Origin of the sequence: Desulfobulbus alkaliphilus, from assembly GCF_016918545.1 — a bacterium.
GTDB classification, from domain to species: Bacteria; Desulfobacterota; Desulfobulbia; order Desulfobulbales; family Desulfobulbaceae; genus Desulfobulbus; species Desulfobulbus alkaliphilus.
Window position 1 is genome coordinate 1 of sequence record NZ_JAFFQC010000046.1, and the last position, 19,499, is coordinate 19,499.

General features: G+C 56.0%; 14 protein-coding genes and 1 tRNA gene. 7 read left to right on the forward strand and 8 right to left on the reverse strand.

The genetic code is table 11. The features are described 5' to 3' along the window. Positions 1-71 precede the first annotated feature (71 nt). The 7 genes from JWG43_RS16040 to JWG43_RS16070 form a co-directional block, all read right to left on the reverse strand. The gene (locus JWG43_RS16040) at positions 72-947 is read right to left on the reverse strand and encodes a BREX-1 system adenine-specific DNA-methyltransferase PglX (protein WP_205243960.1); all 876 of its coding nucleotides are present in this window, start codon (positions 945-947) and stop codon (positions 72-74) included. 48 nt (positions 948-995) lie between these two features. Then, positions 996-2,771 (reverse strand): Fic family protein, encoded by a 1,776-nt coding sequence (locus JWG43_RS16045; protein WP_205243961.1) that lies wholly within the window; start codon positions 2,769-2,771, stop codon positions 996-998. 14 nt (positions 2,772-2,785) lie between these two features. Continuing rightward, complete coding sequence (gene brxC / locus JWG43_RS16050) at positions 2,786-6,457, reverse strand: BREX system P-loop protein BrxC (RefSeq protein WP_205243962.1); 3,672 nt, start codon at positions 6,455-6,457, stop codon at positions 2,786-2,788. Between the two features lie 14 nt (positions 6,458-6,471). Continuing rightward, complete coding sequence (locus tag JWG43_RS16055; RefSeq protein ID WP_205243963.1) at positions 6,472-7,071, reverse strand: BREX protein BrxB domain-containing protein; 600 nt, start codon at positions 7,069-7,071, stop codon at positions 6,472-6,474. Continuing rightward, positions 7,052-7,843, reverse strand: a complete 792-nt coding sequence (locus tag JWG43_RS16060) for a BrxA family protein (RefSeq protein ID WP_205243964.1) — start codon at positions 7,841-7,843, stop codon at positions 7,052-7,054. Before JWG43_RS16060 ends, JWG43_RS16055 begins: the two co-directional genes overlap by 20 nt. 2 nt (positions 7,844-7,845) lie before the next feature. After that, on the reverse strand, positions 7,846-8,355 hold the full coding sequence (locus JWG43_RS16065) for a BrxE family protein (protein WP_205243965.1): 510 nt from the start codon (positions 8,353-8,355) through the stop codon (positions 7,846-7,848). Positions 8,356-9,826: 1,471 nt separating this feature from the next. Beyond that, positions 9,827-9,913, reverse strand: a tRNA-Leu gene (locus JWG43_RS16070). 381 nt (positions 9,914-10,294) lie between these two features. Between JWG43_RS16070 and rsmB the strand changes: the two genes are divergently transcribed. The 6 genes from rsmB (at position 10,295) to JWG43_RS16100 (ending at position 15,668) form a co-directional block, all read left to right on the forward strand. Beyond that, positions 10,295-11,770 (forward strand): 16S rRNA (cytosine(967)-C(5))-methyltransferase RsmB, encoded by a 1,476-nt coding sequence (rsmB, locus tag JWG43_RS16075; RefSeq protein WP_205243966.1) that lies wholly within the window; start codon positions 10,295-10,297, stop codon positions 11,768-11,770. Between the two features lie 78 nt (positions 11,771-11,848). Further along, positions 11,849-12,436: a DUF6657 family protein gene (locus JWG43_RS16080; protein WP_205243967.1), complete on the forward strand. Its 588-nt coding sequence runs from the start codon at positions 11,849-11,851 to the stop codon at positions 12,434-12,436. A 2-nt stretch (positions 12,437-12,438) separates the two neighbouring features. After that, positions 12,439-13,545 carry a M24 family metallopeptidase gene (locus tag JWG43_RS16085; RefSeq protein ID WP_205243968.1) on the forward strand — a complete coding sequence of 369 codons (1,107 nt, stop codon included), beginning with the start codon at positions 12,439-12,441 and terminating at the stop codon, positions 13,543-13,545. Between the two features lie 102 nt (positions 13,546-13,647). After that, positions 13,648-14,004: a hypothetical protein gene (locus JWG43_RS16090; protein ID WP_240193651.1), complete on the forward strand. Its 357-nt coding sequence runs from the start codon at positions 13,648-13,650 to the stop codon at positions 14,002-14,004. Positions 14,005-14,196: 192 nt separating this feature from the next. After that, entirely contained in the window at positions 14,197-14,730 is a 534-nt protein-coding gene (locus JWG43_RS16095) for a nitroreductase family protein (RefSeq protein ID WP_205243969.1), read from the forward strand. 362 nt (positions 14,731-15,092) lie between these two features. Further along, entirely contained in the window at positions 15,093-15,668 is a 576-nt protein-coding gene (locus tag JWG43_RS16100) for a class I SAM-dependent methyltransferase (protein ID WP_205243970.1), read from the forward strand. Positions 15,669-15,921: 253 nt separating this feature from the next. Here JWG43_RS16100 and radA read toward each other — a convergent pair whose 3' ends face one another. Then, complete coding sequence (gene radA, locus JWG43_RS16105) at positions 15,922-17,289, reverse strand: DNA repair protein RadA (RefSeq protein ID WP_205243971.1); 1,368 nt, start codon at positions 17,287-17,289, stop codon at positions 15,922-15,924. 562 nt (positions 17,290-17,851) lie between these two features. Between radA and pyk the strand changes: the two genes are divergently transcribed. Continuing rightward, the gene (gene pyk, locus JWG43_RS16110) at positions 17,852-19,294 is read left to right on the forward strand and encodes a pyruvate kinase (protein WP_205243972.1); all 1,443 of its coding nucleotides are present in this window, start codon (positions 17,852-17,854) and stop codon (positions 19,292-19,294) included. Positions 19,295-19,499: the final 205 nt, after the last annotated feature.

Below are 19,499 nucleotides of genomic sequence, written 5' to 3' on the forward strand. Positions count from 1 at the left end.
TCAAGATGGGGCCGCAAAAGCTCATATTTTTGCTGGAGCATGGCAAGGTTGTCCATGCTGCGACTATACAGTCAAAAAATCGTCAATGCAAAACAAAAAGTGTACAGGTTATTATTGCTAGACTCCTTAGGCCTCCGGACCAGGTAGCGGCATTGCACCTTCAGCCGGGTATCCCCCTTGGTCATCTCGTTCCAGATGCGGCCCAGGGTGTTGTCAGTGAGGAACTCCACCACGTAGCGGGGAGTGAAGAACTGGTTGCGCACCGCCAGTTCCCGGCTGTTGCGGGGTGCGGCCGACTCCTCGCGCATTTTTTTGCGCTCGGCCGGATCGTTGTAATACTGGTAGATCCAGCCGATGGTCTCGTCTTCCTGCCAGAGCGGCTCCAGTTCCGGACCGTTGAGCAGGTTCAGCAGATCAAGCAGGGTATTTTCCCGGGGGAAGAGCAGTCCCTGGGGCGAGCGACGGTCAAAGAGCACCCCGAGATCGATGGCCAGTTCGTCAAAGAGGCAGAAGAGATAGCGGCGGTAGCGTTGATAGATCTCGCCCAGACCGGAACGGGCCACCTGCTCGAAGACCTTGAAGCCCTTGGATTGGTAGCCGTTACCCACCGACTCGGCGATCAGTCCCCGTTTTTCCGCCATGCGAACGGCGGCCAGCCGGTTGAGCACGGTGAAGGCCTGTTCTCGGGCCAGGCGGGCGACGGCGCTTTTGAGCCCCGTCTTATCCTCAGGGTGGGTCTTGACCAGGTAATCGATCCGTTCACGTAACAGCCCAGCAACCGCCAATCCGGCATCGTCGAGATGGCTGAGTTGCGCAAGCTCGGTGAGGCTGGCATCGCTGATGCCGTAGAGGCTCTGGAACTGCTGGGTGAACTCGTCGGTGATCAGACGCCGGGCCTCGGCGACAAAGGCGGCCAGACGGTTGCGGGTGGGTTTGTCAAAGGCCATGAATACTTCCTTGGGGGCATGCGGTACGGTGGTCGTCGGGGGCTGCGATCATTGGGTGCGCTCCTGCGGATCAGGAGCGGCCAGCAGGTGCCGTCCTTGCTCGGTGAGGCGGTACTGTTGCTTGCTGCTGCGGGGCTTGTCCGGGATGGTCATCTCGATCAGCCCGGCCTCCAGGGCTGGTTGCAGGTAATTGCGCTGGAAACTGTCGCGGTGGCGCAGCCCTAGCCGTACCTGGAGTTCTTGACGACTGAGCATTCCCTCGCAGGCCGCCAGGAGCCGTCGAACTTGCCCGGTGACTTCACCGGCACCTTGCCCGGTCTCTTGCCCGGTGACTTGCTCGGTCTTTTTCAGGCGATACTGTTGCTTGCTGCTGTTTGGTTTGTCCGGGATGGTCATTTCAATCAGCCCGGCTTCCAGGGCCGGCTGCAGGTAGTTATGCTGGAAACTGTCGCGGTGGCGCAGGCCCAGCCGTTCCTGCAATTCCTGGCGGCTGAGTGAACCCTCACAGACCGCCAGCAGACGGCGGACTTGCTCGCTGACTTCCCCGGTCACTTGCCCGGCGACTTGTCCGGTAACTTGCCCGGTGGTGATTGCCTCGGCTTTACCGCCTTTTTCCGGCCGCCAGAGGGTGAGGATGAAACAACCCATGTCGAGCCTGAATTCCGGCGGGCGTAGACCAGCGGCCTGGCAGAGGGTGGCCATCTCGAGAGTGCCGGAACCGACTTTTTCTATGTACTGGGCCAGAAACAGCGGCTCGGCGATGAGTGGATTGGTGGGAATGGAGGGATGCGGTCGAGTGAGGCTATCCAGACTCAGGGGCGGGCGCAGCTCGCCGGGGTTCCAGATTTCCAGTCGATCGGCAAAGAGCATCACCTGGACGCTGGCATTGCTGGTGTAGTCGCGGTGGGCAATGGCATTGACCAGGGCCTCGGCCACCACTGGCTGGGGGATTTCGTAGCGTACCGGCGCCTGCGGCCCCTGCTCCCGCGCGCCCACGGTGCGATCGAGCTTGGCCATGACGAAATCCACCGCCTGATCAGCCAATTCAAAGACGGTGCCCTTGTAAATATGATAGGAGGGAATCGGCTTGCGCAGTTCGGTGCCGTGAAAATGGGCGCATTTCACCTCGGAGGAGAAGAGAAAGCGTTGTGGTGCCTTGCCAAAGAGCAGGATCGCCGCATGGGAGGGTGTGTCATCATCGAGCAGGTTGAGATGGGCGAGCAGATCGGCAGGAGCGGTGGTCTCCGGCAAGGCAAAGTTACGCTGCAATTTGGCCCGGCTGAGAAACCAGCGCATTTTTTCGGACGAAAGATCATCCAGGGTGGCGCGGGGGCAGCCGGCCGCATCAAAGGGCAGGGTGCGGATATCGCCATTTCGTTCGAGAAAATTGACCAGGCTGGCATAGATGGCTGTGGTCAACTCGGGGATGGAGTTGACCCGACGCCGGACCACCTGATCACCTGCTTTGCGCACCAACTGCTGCATCTTCGGGTGGCGGGCAGTGTCGTCGTTGCCGAGGACGAAAATCAGCCGTTCCTTGCCGGTCGCGGTTGCCCGGTCAAACTCCCGCTCCGTTGGAGAAATGCCCTCGCTGTCCTCAAATCCGTAGCTGTTGCCCAAGAGACCGATGTAGAGCACACAGTGGTCAACCTCCTGGAGATAGACCTCATCGGCCCGTCTGCCCGAAGCTGGCAGGGTTTCAAACAGAAACACTGTGAAGAAGCGGCGCAGCAGCGGATCGTTGTCGACGAAGTCCTTGACCGCGCGCCGTTCGGCGGCCAGTTCCTTCTGGACGCTGCTGAGGAAGATGAGGGATTTGCTCATTGATGCAGCCATTGTTACTCGGTTCCCATCTCCTTCCAGGTGATGCGGAGATGTTCGGACGGCGATATCCGATGGCGCAATTTGTTTAATTTCTCCACCACCAAATCAATTTCCTTGGCCGAGATGAAGACTTTGGGGACAACAATTGTTTCGGTAGCGATGGTCCAAGGTTTGCTGGGCGGGGGGGTACTTGAGATATGCGATGGTTTGGGGTCGGGTTCATCCTCCAATGTTCTGGTGGATTCACGATAAGCAGCAGCCTTCAACCCCAACTGAGCAGTCAGGTCACGCAGTCGATGATTGAGTGAATAATCGTGGCGGAGCAGCTGCTTCAGACCGTCCAAATCAGAGTCGACCAGTATGGCCAACTTGTCAAGTTCCTCTAAAAACCAGGTGTGCTCGTCTTCGCTGAGCACCAACCAGTCGGCAGATGTTTGCCAGCGGTTCAACTCCTCCTGAGCAAGGTTGGTTTGCTGCCGGGCCAGTTCGGCGTTTGTGGCAGACACCAGCCGGTCGAGTTCAGCGGCGGCGGTTCCGAGCGCTGCGGTTTCTTCGAAAAAGGATTCTCGATCGAGAATATCGCGCACCACCGAGAGCTGCTCGGCTGCCTCCTGTTTCAACTGGGCGGGCAGCCCGAAATCAGGCAGAGTCTCAATCTCGGTACGCAGCCGATACAGATGTCTGAGTTGCTCGCGCAGCCCGTTGTCCAATGTTTTTTTAAGGGTACGCGCCCAGATCAGGGCATCGTGGAGCGGGCTTTCCAATCCACCCAGGCGGTTGACCGCATCGGAACCATCGCCGCTGACCACCTCGGTCAGATCGTTGGCAAGGTTTTCAGCCTTCTCGATGAGCGTTGCCTCCTCCAGTCCGAGCCCGCGCAGATCAACGGCCAATGGCCCAAAGGTGGATTGATAACCGGGAAAATATTTTTTGGCGATGGTGGCGACCTCGTCCTCAAGCGGGAGAACATTTTCTCCTGTGAGATCGCACAGGCGGTCAGCGGCCCGCATCAAGGTTTCCGGGGGCGGTCGTTCCATGCGCAGAGACACGCCGACAGCACCAAAGGCCCGGTTGGAGGCAAAGGCAGCCAGAGTCTCGTCATTTTTCACCACATGATCCTGGCCGGCAAGGCGCAGCTTGATTTCACCTCCGAGAAAAGCGGCGGCCAGCAGGTAGCGGGTGGTGTCCTTGGACCAACCAAAGGGTGGATCGGCAAAACGCTCAAGCAAACGCCGGCCTTCGACCTGTCCTTGCTGGCCAAGGTAGTCTTTAATGGAGACCAGGGCCTTGTGATCGCTCTTAATCTGGGCGCGGCCGCCGATTCGGCTGATCACAGCCAGGGGGTCTTCAGTGGTGGTCACCCGGTCCATCGGCGTTTTAAGGAATTTTTCCGCCAGGTTGGAATCGGCCTGATGAGCCGCTTCACCATAGCGATCAAAGACTCTGCCGGCAGCTTCGCCAAGAAAATTCCGTGCCGCCTGTTGCATATCCGGGCCGCTCACCGCAACCGGTTGACACGTGCCGTGGGCCACAAACGAGCCGGCGGCTAAGGCTGCCATCAGTTTACGTTCGGCATCAATGGCGGTTCGATTGAACCGTTCATCAATGATGCGGACAAATTCCTGGGTTTCCGGGTCGACGGCGGTCCGATGTTGTTCGAGGAACTTATGACAACGAACCATGGTCACCGCCAGTTGATCGATTTCGGCATCGGATCGGGCCAAAAGAAAAATGGTGGACCGATCATGGCTGGAGCGGGAATCGTTTTCCCGTTCGGTACGCACGGTCTCGTAGCGCTCTGGCTGCACAAATTCGACATGGATCTGAATAGCCTCCTTGTCTCCCTCCAAGGAGGCTGTCTGCCCATTGGCTGCCACTTTCAGGCCGGCTGTCACCGGTCGTACACCGCTTAGCCGGGCAGACGGCAAGGGTTTGAAGATGCCGCGCAAGACCCCGTTGGTTTCCGCGCGCAGGTCGGCCTGCCGATACTCGATCAGGTCAAACTGTTTCTGCAAGGTGATGGCGGCCTGGGTGAGAAAACGGAGACTACCGTTCTTCTCACCCAAGGGGACCATGCCATCCTTGAGCAGGACTGCCACCGCCTCCTCGACCTCGTCCCGGCTAGAGGGAGAGCCCACAGACGGATGCAGGAGTGCGGCAATATTCCGGGTGGTGACCGGTAAATTTTCCAGGATCTGCAACACCGCAATCGATTTGGCGATATCGAGATACAAGGGTTGGTTGGGAAAACGAACAGTGACGCTCATGACGCCTTCGACGATGTAGCTATAGCTGCTCTGTATATCCCGGCGCAGCGAGTTGTAGAAGGTGACGGTGTTCGCCAGGGTCCCCAGAGGGGTGTCGGCGAGGCGATCCTGGTGGTCGATCCGTTCGACTAGGACCTCCTGCAGCACCTTGATGGCGGAGCGCAATCCCAACCCGCCGGTTTTTCTTGCCAGACGGCCAAGGAGCTGGAGCAGGATCTCAAAATGAGCAGGAAGAAAGGGGTACAGGGCAATGAAGGTTTTCCGGTCCAGGGGTGCTTCATAGACGCCGCCATCCTGGAGCTGGGTGGCGGTGCGCAGCGAGGCGCCATTGCCATCAAAGAGCGCGGCCAGGTCTTTTTCACCTGCCGCCGATTTGGTGAGCAGGCGCCGGTGACAGATTTCCTTGATATCGCTGGCTTCCAGATGCACCTGGATGGGAAAGCGGTCTTTCAGTTTAAAAAGACCAGGGGCGTTGAGCATGGCTGTGGGGTTATCTTCGGTGAGCGTCTGCTGGGCGGTGGCAAAAAGCCAGACCGTACCGTTACCGATCTGCCTGAGGTTTTTCGCCAGGCCATCCAGGTTGAGGATGAGGTTGGGCTTGGCGGAGACATACTGACCGACCTCGTCGATTATAAAGAGAATGTTCTTCTTGCCGGACTTGCGGCGGATCAGCTCGACCATTTCCTCGGCACGCTTGACCTCGGACTTGTTGACGTGCAAGGTCAGGTTTTGGAACTCTTCTGGTGTGGGAAAGAGCCTCGGGTAGAATTCGTTGGCCAGGCGGGCTGCAATCTGATTAGCCACCAACGGTTGATTGCGGGCATCGGCCCAGTCTATACCATCCAGTTCTTCCTTGGCCCTGGCCAGGAAGGTGTCGAGACGATCCTCCATCTCCAACATCCGCTCCAGTTCCGCCACCTTGAGGTCTTCGGAATAGCCGGCCCATTGCAGCACCTTGAGGTACAGGACCGTGGAGATATCTTCCATGGATGCCCCGGCCAGCATCTCACTGGCCAGATCGAGGAAGATGACCGCTGCATCATAGGTGGTGGAGACCTGATTGAAAAGGGCGCGGGTGGAGGCGGTTCGGAGCTGATTCTGGAGGAGCTTGAGAAATCTGTCTCCGCCGACCAACATCGACCGATCCAGGGCGAAGCCCAGATACTTGGTGAAGGAACTCTTGCCCGACCCATAGAAACCGGAAACCCATACCCCGATTTCATGACCGCCGCCTCCCTGCTGGGCCATCTGCATTTTTTCCAGCAGGTCGGCAAAACTTTCCTCGATATGTTCGGTGACCACATATTCAGATATTTCCGCCCGGATCTGATCATCGGTGCGGTTCTGATAAGTGATGACTTTCTCGATGGGACGATTGAGCGCCCTGGTCGAGTCAAAGAGATCGAGTATCTTGGTCATGGGGTATTTCCTTATCAGCCTATATGCTCGGAACGGTAATTGGGGTCAGCAGGATAGAACTCAAGAAAACGGAGACTGGTTTTTCCTTCCCGCTTGCCGGGGTAGAGGACGATGATGGGGCAGCGGATCATGCCTTGGAGTTGGGCCTCGATGCTGTTGATGCGCAGGTAGGGATGAAGAGCTTCCAGATCGGTCAGCAGGAGGAGGCCGCCGGGTGTTGAGGCGGCTTCATCGATTTTTGCCTTGAGAAGTTCGGCCAGACGGCTTCCTTCGGTCAAGGCCTTAGCCAGGGTTTTATTGATCTCGGCAAAATCGATGGGCGTGTTCTTTTTTTCAGTTTGCTCAAGCAGCATTTTTTCACCGAACAGCCATTGTCTGCGAAGAGGATGCTCGCGAAGGATGCTGTTGACGGCATCCGCCATGGACAGGGTAACAGCACTCCATCCCTGATTGGCCAAGGTGGCTATCCAGGCGCGCGTTTGCCGTTTGACGGCGAGAATTTCGCTTGCCGGAAAAACCAGGTAGTAGATGGGATCGGAACCCGTGCTTTGCAAATGCCTTCCCTGGCCAAGACGCAGGCAGACTTCGGCGAACTTATCTTTGAGTGATTGCATGGAGGCATTCTCCCATCGTGCGGTATTTCCAGGATATCTGGACAAGATCAGCGCTGGCTTGAATGAAGAGATGGCGGTCATGACCAAGTTTTTTTAAAAGACGAATGACATCCTGCGATTCCAGCCCGAAAAGTTTCCAGTCTTCGTGCAGGATTGTGCCCATATCGCTTAGACCGCCACAATGGAGATCGTACACCAGGTAGAGCGCGACATCTGGTCGAATGGTAAATCGCTGGATGGGACGGTTTTTCCCCCGGTTGCTGGCGAGAAGGCCAAAATCATGGCAGCAGCCCATGAGATATGCTGTGAGTCGTTTTACAGTGGTATCAGACCACCGTCTCAGCATCTTGCCGTTATCGAGTGCGCGATAAATGAATTTGCTCGCATCTTCTGTCGATAACGAGGAAGCGCCGGCGCTGTATCTTGGCCAGTAGCATTCAATGACGAAATCCTTGAAGATACGTTGCGCTCGCGCCGTTTGCAGAAAGAAGAGTTGCACCAGTGCATCCTGGGAAACGCGGTGATCGAGCAGGACTTTCAAGCGGGAAGCCGCCTCGCCGCCATCGGCAAGGAGCCGGGGAGCAAACATCTCAATAACAATGTTTCGTGCCCGACGCGCTGTTGCCCGGGAGAAAAGTCCTTCTTCGATGACACGATCGGCAAGCTGGGACGGGAGCATGCCCGGCTCCCAAAGGCGCAGCAGATCCAGTGTTTCCGGGATCATTCCCAGGCCGGCCTGCAGCTGGGTGGTGTATCGCTGTTGTTTCTGCATCGTTACTCTGCAACAAAGTACGGATAGCATCTAATGCCATCCTCAAAGGCCGAAACATAATGGGACGCGATTTCCTTGGCCGACGTGGGGGTGAAGATTTTCCTGGCAATACCGACCTGCACCGGTCCTTCGGGGGCTTTCACGAAACAGTCGGCAATTGTTTTGAGCTTTTCCATGGCCCATTCTGGCGAGTTGATCAAGGTGATGGCCTCATCCCAATCCATTTGTTCGCACACATGTTCAAGGTGGTCCTCCATGGCAGGCGGGAGTCGAAAAAGGTGATAGGTACCCACCCTGCCCATTACCTTGTCATGAACACTGCACGCTGCTTCGGTTGAAGAACGCAGTCCAGCCAATCGGGCAGTCCGTGGAAAAGTCGTTCCCAGAAACCGCAGGCCGGTTGTGTCGAGGAAATTGCAATCCCACCAACCGGCCTGGTTAGCCTGGCCGAGATAGGCGACTATTAAACGCATCCTGGCAAATTGCTCGGGTATGTTTGATGTTGAGGTCATGGATAATGTCAGAATGATTGTTTGGCCTTCGTTCGCGTGCAGTTTTGGTCCCTTTTACCTTGGCTTATTGTGGGAGCCAACAACAAGCTCACCCCAGACGTTGAGGACCATTGGCCCCACGGACTTCTTTCAGGGGGATTTCTCCGTGGTATGAAGACCAGTCTGTTGATATGGCTGAATAATTTACCGAGAACAAGACAACCTCCTTAATAAATCTCATAATTTTCAACAAAGATAAAGGAATATTGTCATGATCACCGGAGGTAGCCGGCCGCACCACTGAGCTTTTTTAAGAGAACAATACGAACAGATAGTCCATTGATGTACAACTGGCTGGTGATCAAACGAAAAAACTGCCTATCGTCAATGTCATGGGTTAACACAGACAGTTCGCCGTGGACATAGGTGATGGTCGTATCCCAGCGTATAAACCCAATATTTTGGTTGATAAAGGTGATGCCTTCGGGAAAAAAAGGCAATTGGAGCTGAGGGTTGGCGACTGTCCATTTGGAAGGTGATTTTGATTTCTGCTCTTATAAGAAAAATCTGGAGCCGTCTGGTAGCATCTTTGCCACTGTCGGGAAAGTTATGATTTATTTTTGATGGGTTCGATGCGTTAAAGAATGCCGCCCAGGACCTATAAAATTGCCGAGGTCAGGAGGTCTGAAGTAGGGCTGTTTTTCAAGTGGGACTGTTGAGATCAACGCTGTGGGGGAGTTTTTGGAGCCTATAAAAAGCTCGAATATAAAAAGTTGGATATTGTTCTGAGATGGGTGGCGCTGTCCTGCGTGGTGTGTTTACTTGCAATTCTGCTCCGGTGGAAGGATGCCCGCACCTGCCGGATGCATGGTGTCGATGCCTTCGAGTTCCTGGTCAAACTCATGAGCACCCCAGCTGCAGAGCAGCAATCACTCTCCCTCCCGTTCCTCCTCCACGAACAAGACCTTCCACCCCAAAAGTGCCGCTGGTTCGGTGTCTATGGGGGTGCGATACGGTTGCTGTATTTGATGTGCTGAACGGTTACGTTTTCACCAACCCATAAGACCTTGGTCTTCCCCTACCCAATTTCTAAAAAAATACAACCCGAAAAAAACTACCTGTAAATCCGTAGGTATTATTAGCTATTGCCCCTGTGGCATAGGTCTGTACATTGATCCAGAACCATCTTTAGCAAGAGAATTCGGCGCCGATGCTGGTGGCTAAGAAACGATCAATCTGGATCGGGCTGTAAGGATTTTTGAAGCGATACGGGAACTGTGCAAGGTGCATAGAGAAAAGAAAACAGTTACTTGACCACCGGCACTGAAGCCAGTCGTTACATTGTAACGTACCATCATCCCTACCCGATCACCGACATTTTTTTTATCTGCAGGGAGGAAAGGGACCGATGAGTTTCATCTGACGGCATCTGAAGGAGGAGTAGGGTCAAAAAATGGCTTACAAGGTTTCCCCTGTAAGCCATTGATATTCCTGGTGCCGGAGGTCGGAATCGAACCGACATGAGGTTACCCTCGCTGGATTTTGAGTCCAGTGCGTCTACCAGTTTCACCACTCCGGCTTGAGTGTGTCGTCCTATGTACCGCACCTGGCTTTTCGCTGTCAAGGGGAAAGCGGGAACCGGGCGCTGCCTGTGAATAAATCCGCTCCATGCCCGATTCAGTATAATCGGTTTGGATCACCCTGGATGTGAAAATCCTTGCAATTCACTGCCATCATGGCAGAGTGCCATTGAATGTTCCGCGGGCACAACCTGCCCCGCTCCTTCTCTCCCAGCACCCGACCTGACCTGAAACATGGGTAGGGTCCATCCAGAAACGAGATATCTTCTTCTGAATCGAAGGGTGCTGACGAATGTAACCGCGGACATCTACATAATACAGAATATTCCGAGGATTAAACTTGACAGCACAACAAAAAGTCAGGGGAGAGCCGCTACTGGATGGGCACCAGGTTTTGGCTGCTGCCTTCAGCATCGGCACCCGGGCATGAAGGATCCGCTGCCCTCCATCCATCGGCCAAGCTCGTTGACAATGCCGCGAACGGACCGCTTATGACCGCCAAGCCCTCCGCTCCCACCCCCCGCGGTACCGCTGTCGAGGTGCTCTGTCTCTGGGCCACCACCCATAATTCAATCGACAGCCTTTTTCAATCCGCGGTTTCCCAATTGGCCGATATTGATCGGGGTTTGGCTAAATCGCTGGTATACGGAGTTCTTCGTCAGAAGCAGTTCCTTGACTACATCATTCGCGGTTTTTCCAAGCACCCACTGACTAAAATGAAACCGCGCACCCTGATGACCCTGCGCATCGGGGTCTATCAGCTCTTATTTTTACGCCGAATGCCGGAATCAGCGGCAGTCAACGCCACGGTCAACACCCTCAAGGCCGCCGGCCAGCCCGCCTGGCTGATCGGATTTGTCAACGGTCTCCTGCGCGGTGTCGCCCGCAACCGGGCCGCGCTGCCGACTCCGGAAGAATTGGCCGGTGCCGACCCGCCCATCCTCAACCATCCAGCCTGGCTGACTGATCGCTGGCAAACCCGTTTCGGGACGGAAACAACCTGGACGATCTGTTGCAGCAACAACAGCGATCCCTGCCTGACCCTGCGAATCAACAGCCGCCGCACCAGCGTCCCGGTCATGAAAACCGTGCTGACCAAAACCGGCATCATCTCCCACAAAGGTCTCTACAGTCCCTCAGCCCTGCGCATCGATAACTTCCCGGGCTCCATTGCCGCTCTGCCCGGATACGAACAGGGACATTTCCAAGTCCAGGATGAGGCGGCGCAACTGGCCACGCTGCTCGTCGGCCCCCTGCCCGATCGGTGCCGGGTTCTTGACGGTTGCGCCGGTCTGGGCGGCAAAACCTCACACCTGGCGGAACTGCTGCCACCCGGCGGCAGCATCGTCGCCGTAGAGCCGGAGCCCCGCCGTTTCGGCCTCCTGCGGGAAAATCTCAATCGACTCGGCCTCACCGAGCAGGTACGCTGTGTGCGCAGTGATCTGCAGACCTATGCCACCACCCGGCCACAACCCTTTGACGCCATCCTCATTGATGCTCCCTGTTCCGGCACCGGAGTCATCCGCCGCCAGCCTGATATCCGCTGGAACCGACATCCGGAAGACCTGGCCCGCTACCAACGCAACCAGCTGCACCTCCTGGAAACCGCCGCTTCTCTCCTCAAGCCCGGAGGAGTACTGGTCTACGCGACCTGTTCCCTGGAAGCGGAGGAAAACGAGGAAACTGTCCAACTGTTTCTTCAGCGCTGCCCCCGCTTTGCCGTGGAGAATGCCGCGGATTTTGTGCCCGAACCCGCCCGCCGCCTGGTGGATGCATCCGGTTTTTTCCGAACCACCCCGGCCGATGAGATTGATGGCTTTTTTGCCGCCCGCCTGATTGAACCGCGCGGCTTGTAGTTTTTCCCGACAATGTTTATATTCCGGAGCCACAGCGTTCACCCCCCCCCTCAAAAAAACCGCAAGGAGAATCCGTCAATGGCTGGAATAAAATCAACCATGGATCTGGTCATGGAGCGCGCCGCCCGGATGGGCATGGCCACCCAGGATGAGATACAGCATGAGGACAACCTCAAAAAAGGTATGCAGTCCACTGCCGAATACCTCAACGGCACTCAGAACTCCCTGATCGAGATCCTGGATGGACACGACCAGACCAGCCGCACGGCCATCCGCAAAGGCATGCTGGCCTCGCTGATGCGTAATCTCTTCCTGCCCCGGGACGAAGAAGGCAGCCAGCGGATCCAGCGGGCTGTGCAGGGAATTATTGAGCTGAACAAGGGAGCCAATGATATCGCTGACCTCTGCCGGGAACTGCAGACCATCACCTCCCAATACGGCCAGCACCGCAAACAACTGTACGAACAGCTCAAGGAACAGATGCGCATGCAGATCGAACAAGTCTTGATGCGCAAGGGTTTGCAGGCCGAGGGCATGAAATTCGACCCGACCACGGAACCTCAATTCAAAGAGCAGTGGAGTCGGCTGGAAACAGATCTCGAGGGCCAGTACGGCCAGGCCCTGGAGCAGTTCAAGGCCCAGCTCAAGGAATGGACCGGGGCCTGAACATGCAGGGTACCGAGCACGACCGGATAGACCGTCTGCAGCAGACTCTGCGCCGCAAACGGATCGATGCCCTGCTGGTCACCCAGCCGCACAACCGCCGCTACCTCAGCGGTTACACCGCCCCGGATCACGGTATCCAGGAGAGTTCCGGTGTTCTGCTCATTCCCGCCGCAGGCCGGCCCTACCTGTTGACCGATTCACGCTTCACCCTGCAGGCCGAGGCCGAGGCACCACTTTTTCAGATCGACCGCTACGACAAGGGATTGCTGAAACTGCTCGACAAGCTGGCTGCAGCCCTTGACTTCCATACACTGGCCTTCGAGAGCGACTACCTGCTCCATAGCACCTATCTCCGCCTCGTCGACATGGCTGAAAAACGTGGCCTGACCCTGAAGGCGCAAAGCGGTCTGATCGAATCGATGCGGGCTATAAAAAGCGATACCGAACAGCATCTGCTGCGGGCCTCAACCCGTCTTAATGAAAAAGTCTTTCAATCGGTGTTCAATACTATCGAGCCCGGCATGACCGAACGGGAAATCGCCCTGGCACTGGACCTGACCATGCGGGAGATGGGTGCGGAATCACCAAGCTTTGACACCATTGTCGCCTTCGGCACCAACGCTGCCCGACCGCATGCCGTGCCCACGGACCGCGAACTGCAGACCGGCGACCTGGTCCTCATCGACATGGGCCTGATCTATCAGGGCTACTGCTCCGACATGACCAGGACCTTTGTCGTCGGCAAACCGGACCAGACCTTTGTCGATCGGCATCGACTGGTGCGCAGGGCCATGCTTGCCGGAATCGATCAAATCCGCGCCGGGGTCACCGGTGCGGCGGTGGACCGGGCCGCCCGTCAAGTCCTCCATGAGGGCGGTTACGGGACATTTTTCGGCCACGGTCTGGGTCACGGAGTGGGCATGGCGGTACACGAAGCGCCACGCCTGTCACCGCGCTACCGCAAAAAGTTGCAGGCCGGCATGGTGGTGACGGTGGAACCCGGCATCTACCTGGCCGATTGGGGCGGCATCCGCCTGGAAAACATGGTCATTGTCGGTGAGCAGGGCTGCGAGATCCTCAATGAGGATACAACCTATCTCGACCTCTGATCTCCTGAAAGGTTTAACCAGGAACGGCTGCTCCTTCGACTCTTTGCTGCACTGCCCATTGCAACACATTGACCTGAATCCGTGACGGATGAGCCCTTATTTTTGATTGAACAAGAGGATGATGCCATGCGTCAGTACATGATCGACGAGATCTCTTTTCTCGAACGAGACAATCTTGACAGTTATCTCAAACGGACTCTCAAGCCCGGCGGCATCGAGGGCGTCTTTTTTCTCGGCGTGCCCCCCGATCTTCTCGGGGCCGAACAACAGGGGCACGAGGACTGCGAGCCCTTTTATTTCACTGTCGTGCTCGAACAGAACTCCATCCGCTTTGAACTGCTGGTCCGCAGTGCCGCCAATATGCACTGCTCCTGCATCGCCTGGGCAACGCCGGCCCAGCGTCAGTTTGTCCTCGATTTCGCCGACCGCATGCTCACAGAGGAAATGATCCGGGCATGAACCCAACAGGACCTTGGGCACGGCCTGATCATAACTTGGATTCGTGAGCGTTTGTTCGGATGCCCGAAGGGCGACGGGTAAAAGTTACCATCAAGGGTCCAGCTGTAATGACAACCTTGTTACAACAAAATACAACTCAAACGAGAGTCCAGCCGTCATGGATTGAGGCTTAACTTTTCCAGGAGGTATCCCATGTTGATCGATCTCTTACGCCAACGTCGAAGCATCCGCCGTTTCAAGGACCAGCCGGTGGCCCAGGACCACCTCGATCTGCTGCTGGAGGCAGCTCTCCGTTCGCCCTCATCCAAGGGCAACAATCCCTGGGAATTCATCGTGGTCACGGACAAGGCGCGCCTGGAGAAAATGGCCACCGCCAAAGCCCACGGTGCAGGTTTTTTGCAGGGCGCACCGCTGGCCATTGTCGTCTGTGCCGATCCAGCGAAAAGTGATGTCTGGGTCGAGGATGCCGCCATCGCCGCTCTGCAGATTCATCTCCAGGCCACTGATCTTGGCCTGGGCAGTTGTTGGGTGCAGATCCGCCTGCGGCAACGGGAAGATGCAACCAGCTCCCAGGCCTACCTGGCTGACCTGCTTGCCTTGCCCGAGGGGATGATGGTGCTGGCAATCATTGGTATCGGTCATCCGGTGGACAGCAAAAGCGGGCACCCTGCTTCCTCGCTGTGTGTCAATCAGATCAGCTACGAGCAGTTCGGCCGGCGCAGGTGAGATCCTTTCCACCCGGTCACGAAATATTTGTCCTCAACAGGGGCAGTGTCGCGAGATGAACCGCAGGCTCCTCACACCCCATCGACATGCCACCCACGTACGATCAGGGCTGCCGTGCAAAGAGCATACTTCATGCCCGGCAGCCCTCCTGACACCGGTAACACACTGTGATACTGTTGCGCACGGTTGCTTCGCTCTTGTGCATCTATACCCGCAAAGCGGTCACCACTTGAGCAAAGCTGATCTGTCAGCAAAAAAAACAGAAAAAATATTAGAAAATAAGTGACTGTCGTTGCCACCCCTGCTATCGTTCCTTGATCATTTTCAACTTCTGCAAATACCCTAACCTGGAAACAGAGCACATGTCGACAATCAGTTATCTGAAAAATTTCATCCGCGATCGCAACGTCGCTTCTGTTACACCATCTTCCTTGACGCTGGTCAAGAGGGTCTGCAAAAGAATCGACTTCAGCCGAGACAATATCATCGTCGAATATGGTCCTGGAAATGGTGTGTTCACCCGCTACATTCTGGAACGTAGCACCCCGGACACCAGGCTCATCCTGATTGAACTGAACGCCAATTTTGCCAGGGCACTGGAAAAGATCAAAGATACGCGTCTGCACGTGCTGCACGATTCAGCCGAAAATGTCGCCAACATCCTCGGTGATTACGAGATCAACGAAGTTGATTACTTTTTGTCTGGGATTCCCTTCTCTTTTATCGGCAGAAAACGAAAGGATGCGCTCCTGGCAACCTCATTTACCCTGCTCAAACCGGAAGGTAAATTTCTTGCGTACCAGACCTCAAATCACCTGAAAGAACCGTTGCAGAAATTTTTTCCCCATGTGTCCGTCAAGTTCGAAATCAGAAACGTGCCCCCCATGTGCTTGTATGAGGCTTGCAAGGAACGGGACTCAGTCCTGGCTTCCACCTGATTGAACCCCACAGTTCCACCCCTTCCGGCCTCGCGCGACCTGGCGACCTGCTAAGGCTGTGCAACCAACCATGGGAGGCTTTTTTTCATCCTTCCCACCCATCAAACCGAACGAATCCATGGCCCGCATCACATCCAGGACCTGTTCGTCCAGTCCGGAAAAGTTGCGCTCACCCCTGTTGGGTGCATTTGTGCCACCAACCTGGGGAGCATGCCCTCTCCCGCGGCATCGTAGGAGGTGATGGCATCGCCAATCAGGTGCCAAAAAGGCTTCCAGCCAGTTCCGCCACCGTCCGCACAGGCAGGACCCGCATGCCCTCCTGCTGGCTTCCCTGGATCTGGCGGGCAGAGGATTCCGGCATGAGAAAGGTCTTGAACCCCAGCCGTCCGGCTTCACGCAACCGCATCTCCATCTGGCCCACGGCCCGGACCTCTCCGGCCAGCCCGACCTCGCCGCAGACGACGGTAGTCGGCTCGATGGGTTTTTCAAGAAAACTGGAGAGCAGTGCGGTAACCACACCAAGATCCACGGCCGGTTCGTCAATACGGATTCCTCCGGCAATATTAAGAAAAATATCATGTTCAAACAGGGTGACCCCGAGTTTTTTCTCCAGCACCGCAGTCAGCAGGGCCAGGCGCTGCGGATCGGCGCCGATGGCGGTCCGCCGGGCCGTGCCGAGGCTCGAGCGGCTGACCAGGGCCTGCACCTCCACCAGAATGGGCCGCGTTCCCTCGACACTGGGCAGAACCACCGAACCAGGAACGTTCACCGGCCGTTCAGCGAGAAACAAGGCGGAGGGGTTGGCAACCTCGGCCAGGCCACTCTCCTTCATCTCGAACACCCCAATCTCATTGGTGGAACCAAAACGATTTTTTACCGTGCGCAAAACACGAAAGACCTGACCGCGATCCCCCTCAAAATACAGGACTGTATCCACCATGTGCTCCAGCACCCGCGGCCCGGCGATGGCACCGTCTTTGGTGACGTGACCGACGAGAAAAACCGGTAGATGGCTTGACTTGGCCAAGGCCATGAGCCTGGCTGCCGCTTCCCGCACCTGGGTGACCGAACCCGGCGCGGAGCCAACCTCCTCGCTGAACACGGTCTGGATCGAGTCGACCGCCAGCAGGCCCGGTTGCATTTGCCGGGCAAGTTCGGCAATGGCCTCAACGCAATTTTCGGTCGAGATATAGATTTCCCGATCCTCGATACCGAGACGAGCAGCCCGCATACGAATCTGACGGACCGATTCTTCGCCGGTGACATAGAGGCTTTTGTGCCCACAGGCTGCAACTCGTGACAATAACTGCAGAATCAGAGTTGACTTGCCAATTCCCGGATCACCGCCGATCAGCACCAGAGAACCGGGAACGATACCGCCGCCTAAAACCCGATCCATTTCACCGATGGCGGTCATCAGACGGGCACACTCTTCATTGTCGGTGGCCAACAGGGGCTGGGCTGTCGCCTTATTGCGACCGTGGCGAACAGCCACCTCACCTGCCTGCTCGGTTAGACTGTCCCACGCACCGCAGTCACTGCAGCGTCCCAGCCATTTGCGACTTGCAAATCCGCATTGACCGCAGACAAAAAGCTGCACCTCTTTTTTCGATGATGGCATACTCATTTCGACAGACACAGGGTTCAGGGAGAAAACAGTAAGGAAACCGACAATGGCTGCCTGCCACTTTTACCTGTTTTCTCATGGATTTTTTTAAACAAGGCCATTATCATGATGGTATAGAGTGTCGACCCAACCGATGCAATTTATTTGCTCTCCCCGGTTTCTTGGCATATTTCCGATCGCTCAAGGAACACTACCTCGACACCCCCATAGCACCATGCAGATACCTGGATCCGTGAGCGTCCGTCCGAACGCCCCGAAGGGCGGCGGGTGAAGGTTCCCTTTAATGATTCTACTGATATTATACTATTATTACAGAAAGTTATACACAAAAAATCGTCCAGCCGTTACGGATTCAGGAGATAGACTTTTGGTTCTTTATGCACCCAAGCTCCACCCGGATCATGTATGTCAAAATTGATCAAGAGGGAAAAGCCCCCCCATTGGACGTCCGTATCTTCCCATCCGGGATGGAGCACAATCCACCCAACCATCCACCGCCACGTACCTGAATACTCCCCAGGTAACTCGGCACAGTCTGCCATCAAGGAGTTTTTTCATGCACCACACCATTATCCCTGCCCATAAAACCAAACTGGTCTGCACCATAGGCCCGGCTTCTGATTCTCCAGCCATGCTTGAACAGTTGATGCTGGCCGGAATGAATGTCGCACGACTCAATTTTTCCCATGGAGATTTCCAGGCTCACGGTGAGGTTATCCGCAACATCCGCCAGGCCTCTGAAAGAACCGGACGACAGGTTGCCATCATGGCTGACCTCCCCGGGCCAAAGATCCGTATCGGTTTGCTGCGGGAGGAACCGGTGGATCTGACCATCGGTGCCAGTTTTACCCTGACCACTGAAGAAATACAAGGCTCTGCCGAGCGGGTTTCGATGACCCTCAAGCAGCTGCCCAGGGTTGTACAGCCCGGCAACATTCTCTTCATCAATGACGGCAACATTCAATTACGGGTGCATTCCATCCATGGAGAGGATGTCCTTTGCGAGGTTCTGGTCGGAGGCAGTCTGCGCTCCAAAAAGGGACTCAACCTGCCGGGCATCGACCTGGGCATATCCGCTTTCACTGAACATGACCGGATCTGCATGCAATTTGCCCTGGAAAATGGCGTCGACGCCATCAGCCAGTCCTTTGTCAACGATGCCGCTGATATTCTGGCCGTGCGCGAGGCCGCGGAAGCCATGGGGCACCACCCTTTCATCATCGCCAAGATCGAACGAGCCTCCACCCTCTCCAAAATCGATGAGATCATGGAAGCAGCCGACGGGGTCATGGTCGCCAGGGGTGATCTTGGGGTCGAACTGCCCATCGAGGAAATCGCCATCATGCAGAAGATGATCACAGCCCGCGGTAATCTGTTCGGCAAACCGGTGATCACTGCAACCCAGATGCTTGAATCCATGACCAAAAATCGCCGTCCCACCAGAGCTGAAGCCACCGACGTGGCCAACGCGATCCTCGACGGCACGGACTGCGTCATGCTCTCGGAAGAATCGGCCCTGGGCAATTACCCTCTGGAAGCGGTCCAGATGCTGGTCCAGATCGCCACCGTCACCGAACCCCACCGCACCATCCACAGTTACAGTCGGATACCGGAACAACCGATTTTCACCGAAATCAATGAAGTGGACTATATCGCCTCCAGCGTCAAAAGCATCGTCGGCCAGACCGATGGTGTCGCCGCCATCCTTGCTCCCACCGACAGTGGCATGACCGCCAGGCGATTAACCCGCTATCGCCTGCCCACCTGGATTCTGGGGGTGAGTTCCAACAGGAAAACCTGCAAGGAATTACTCTTTTCCTATGGTGTCTTCCCGATATACGAGATTAACCACCCAACTGATTGGACTGATTTTGCCCGGGATTACGCCCTGAAATACCGCCTGAAAGGCAGCTGCATTATTCAGACCGAAGGCCCCTCACCGGAAAACCCTGACCGCAACCACAAAATGGAGATCATCGATCTCAGAGAAATTTTTTGATTCCTGACTGATGCCGGACACACCCCGGTAAGGGCGGCTGTTGAAGGTTATTGTCAAGGATTCTACAGTAATTAGAATTAATTAGTGCCTGAAAGAAAACCCCCATTTTTTACCCAACGGCGCCTCGGCGGGGTCATCGCTAATGAGAATGGTTTTCTTTCTGGTGTTGGTTTTTAGCTTTAACGCGCTAAAAATGAGAACGGTT

What these genes read in the sequence shown, in the direction of transcription:
- JWG43_RS16065 (WP_205243965.1), bottom strand. Translation starts at nt 8,355, where the DNA reads ATGACCTCAACATCAAACATACCCGAGCAATTTGCCAGGATGCGTTTA.
- JWG43_RS16100 (WP_205243970.1), top strand. Translation starts at nt 15,093, where the DNA reads ATGTCGACAATCAGTTATCTGAAAAATTTCATCCGCGATCGCAACGTC.
- rsmB (WP_205243966.1), top strand. Translation starts at nt 10,295, where the DNA reads ATGGGCACCAGGTTTTGGCTGCTGCCTTCAGCATCGGCACCCGGGCAT.
- brxC (WP_205243962.1), bottom strand. Translation starts at nt 6,457, where the DNA reads ATGACCAAGATACTCGATCTCTTTGACTCGACCAGGGCGCTCAATCGT.
- JWG43_RS16095 (WP_205243969.1), top strand. Translation starts at nt 14,197, where the DNA reads ATGTTGATCGATCTCTTACGCCAACGTCGAAGCATCCGCCGTTTCAAG.
- radA (WP_205243971.1), bottom strand. Translation starts at nt 17,289, where the DNA reads ATGCCATCATCGAAAAAAGAGGTGCAGCTTTTTGTCTGCGGTCAATGC.
- JWG43_RS16080 (WP_205243967.1), top strand. Translation starts at nt 11,849, where the DNA reads ATGGCTGGAATAAAATCAACCATGGATCTGGTCATGGAGCGCGCCGCC.
- JWG43_RS16085 (WP_205243968.1), top strand. Translation starts at nt 12,439, where the DNA reads ATGCAGGGTACCGAGCACGACCGGATAGACCGTCTGCAGCAGACTCTG.
- JWG43_RS16060 (WP_205243964.1), bottom strand. Translation starts at nt 7,843, where the DNA reads ATGCAGAAACAACAGCGATACACCACCCAGCTGCAGGCCGGCCTGGGA.
- pyk (WP_205243972.1), top strand. Translation starts at nt 17,852, where the DNA reads ATGCACCACACCATTATCCCTGCCCATAAAACCAAACTGGTCTGCACC.
- JWG43_RS16040 (WP_205243960.1), bottom strand. Translation starts at nt 947, where the DNA reads ATGGCCTTTGACAAACCCACCCGCAACCGTCTGGCCGCCTTTGTCGCC.
- JWG43_RS16045 (WP_205243961.1), bottom strand. Translation starts at nt 2,771, where the DNA reads ATGAGCAAATCCCTCATCTTCCTCAGCAGCGTCCAGAAGGAACTGGCC.
- JWG43_RS16055 (WP_205243963.1), bottom strand. Translation starts at nt 7,071, where the DNA reads ATGCAATCACTCAAAGATAAGTTCGCCGAAGTCTGCCTGCGTCTTGGC.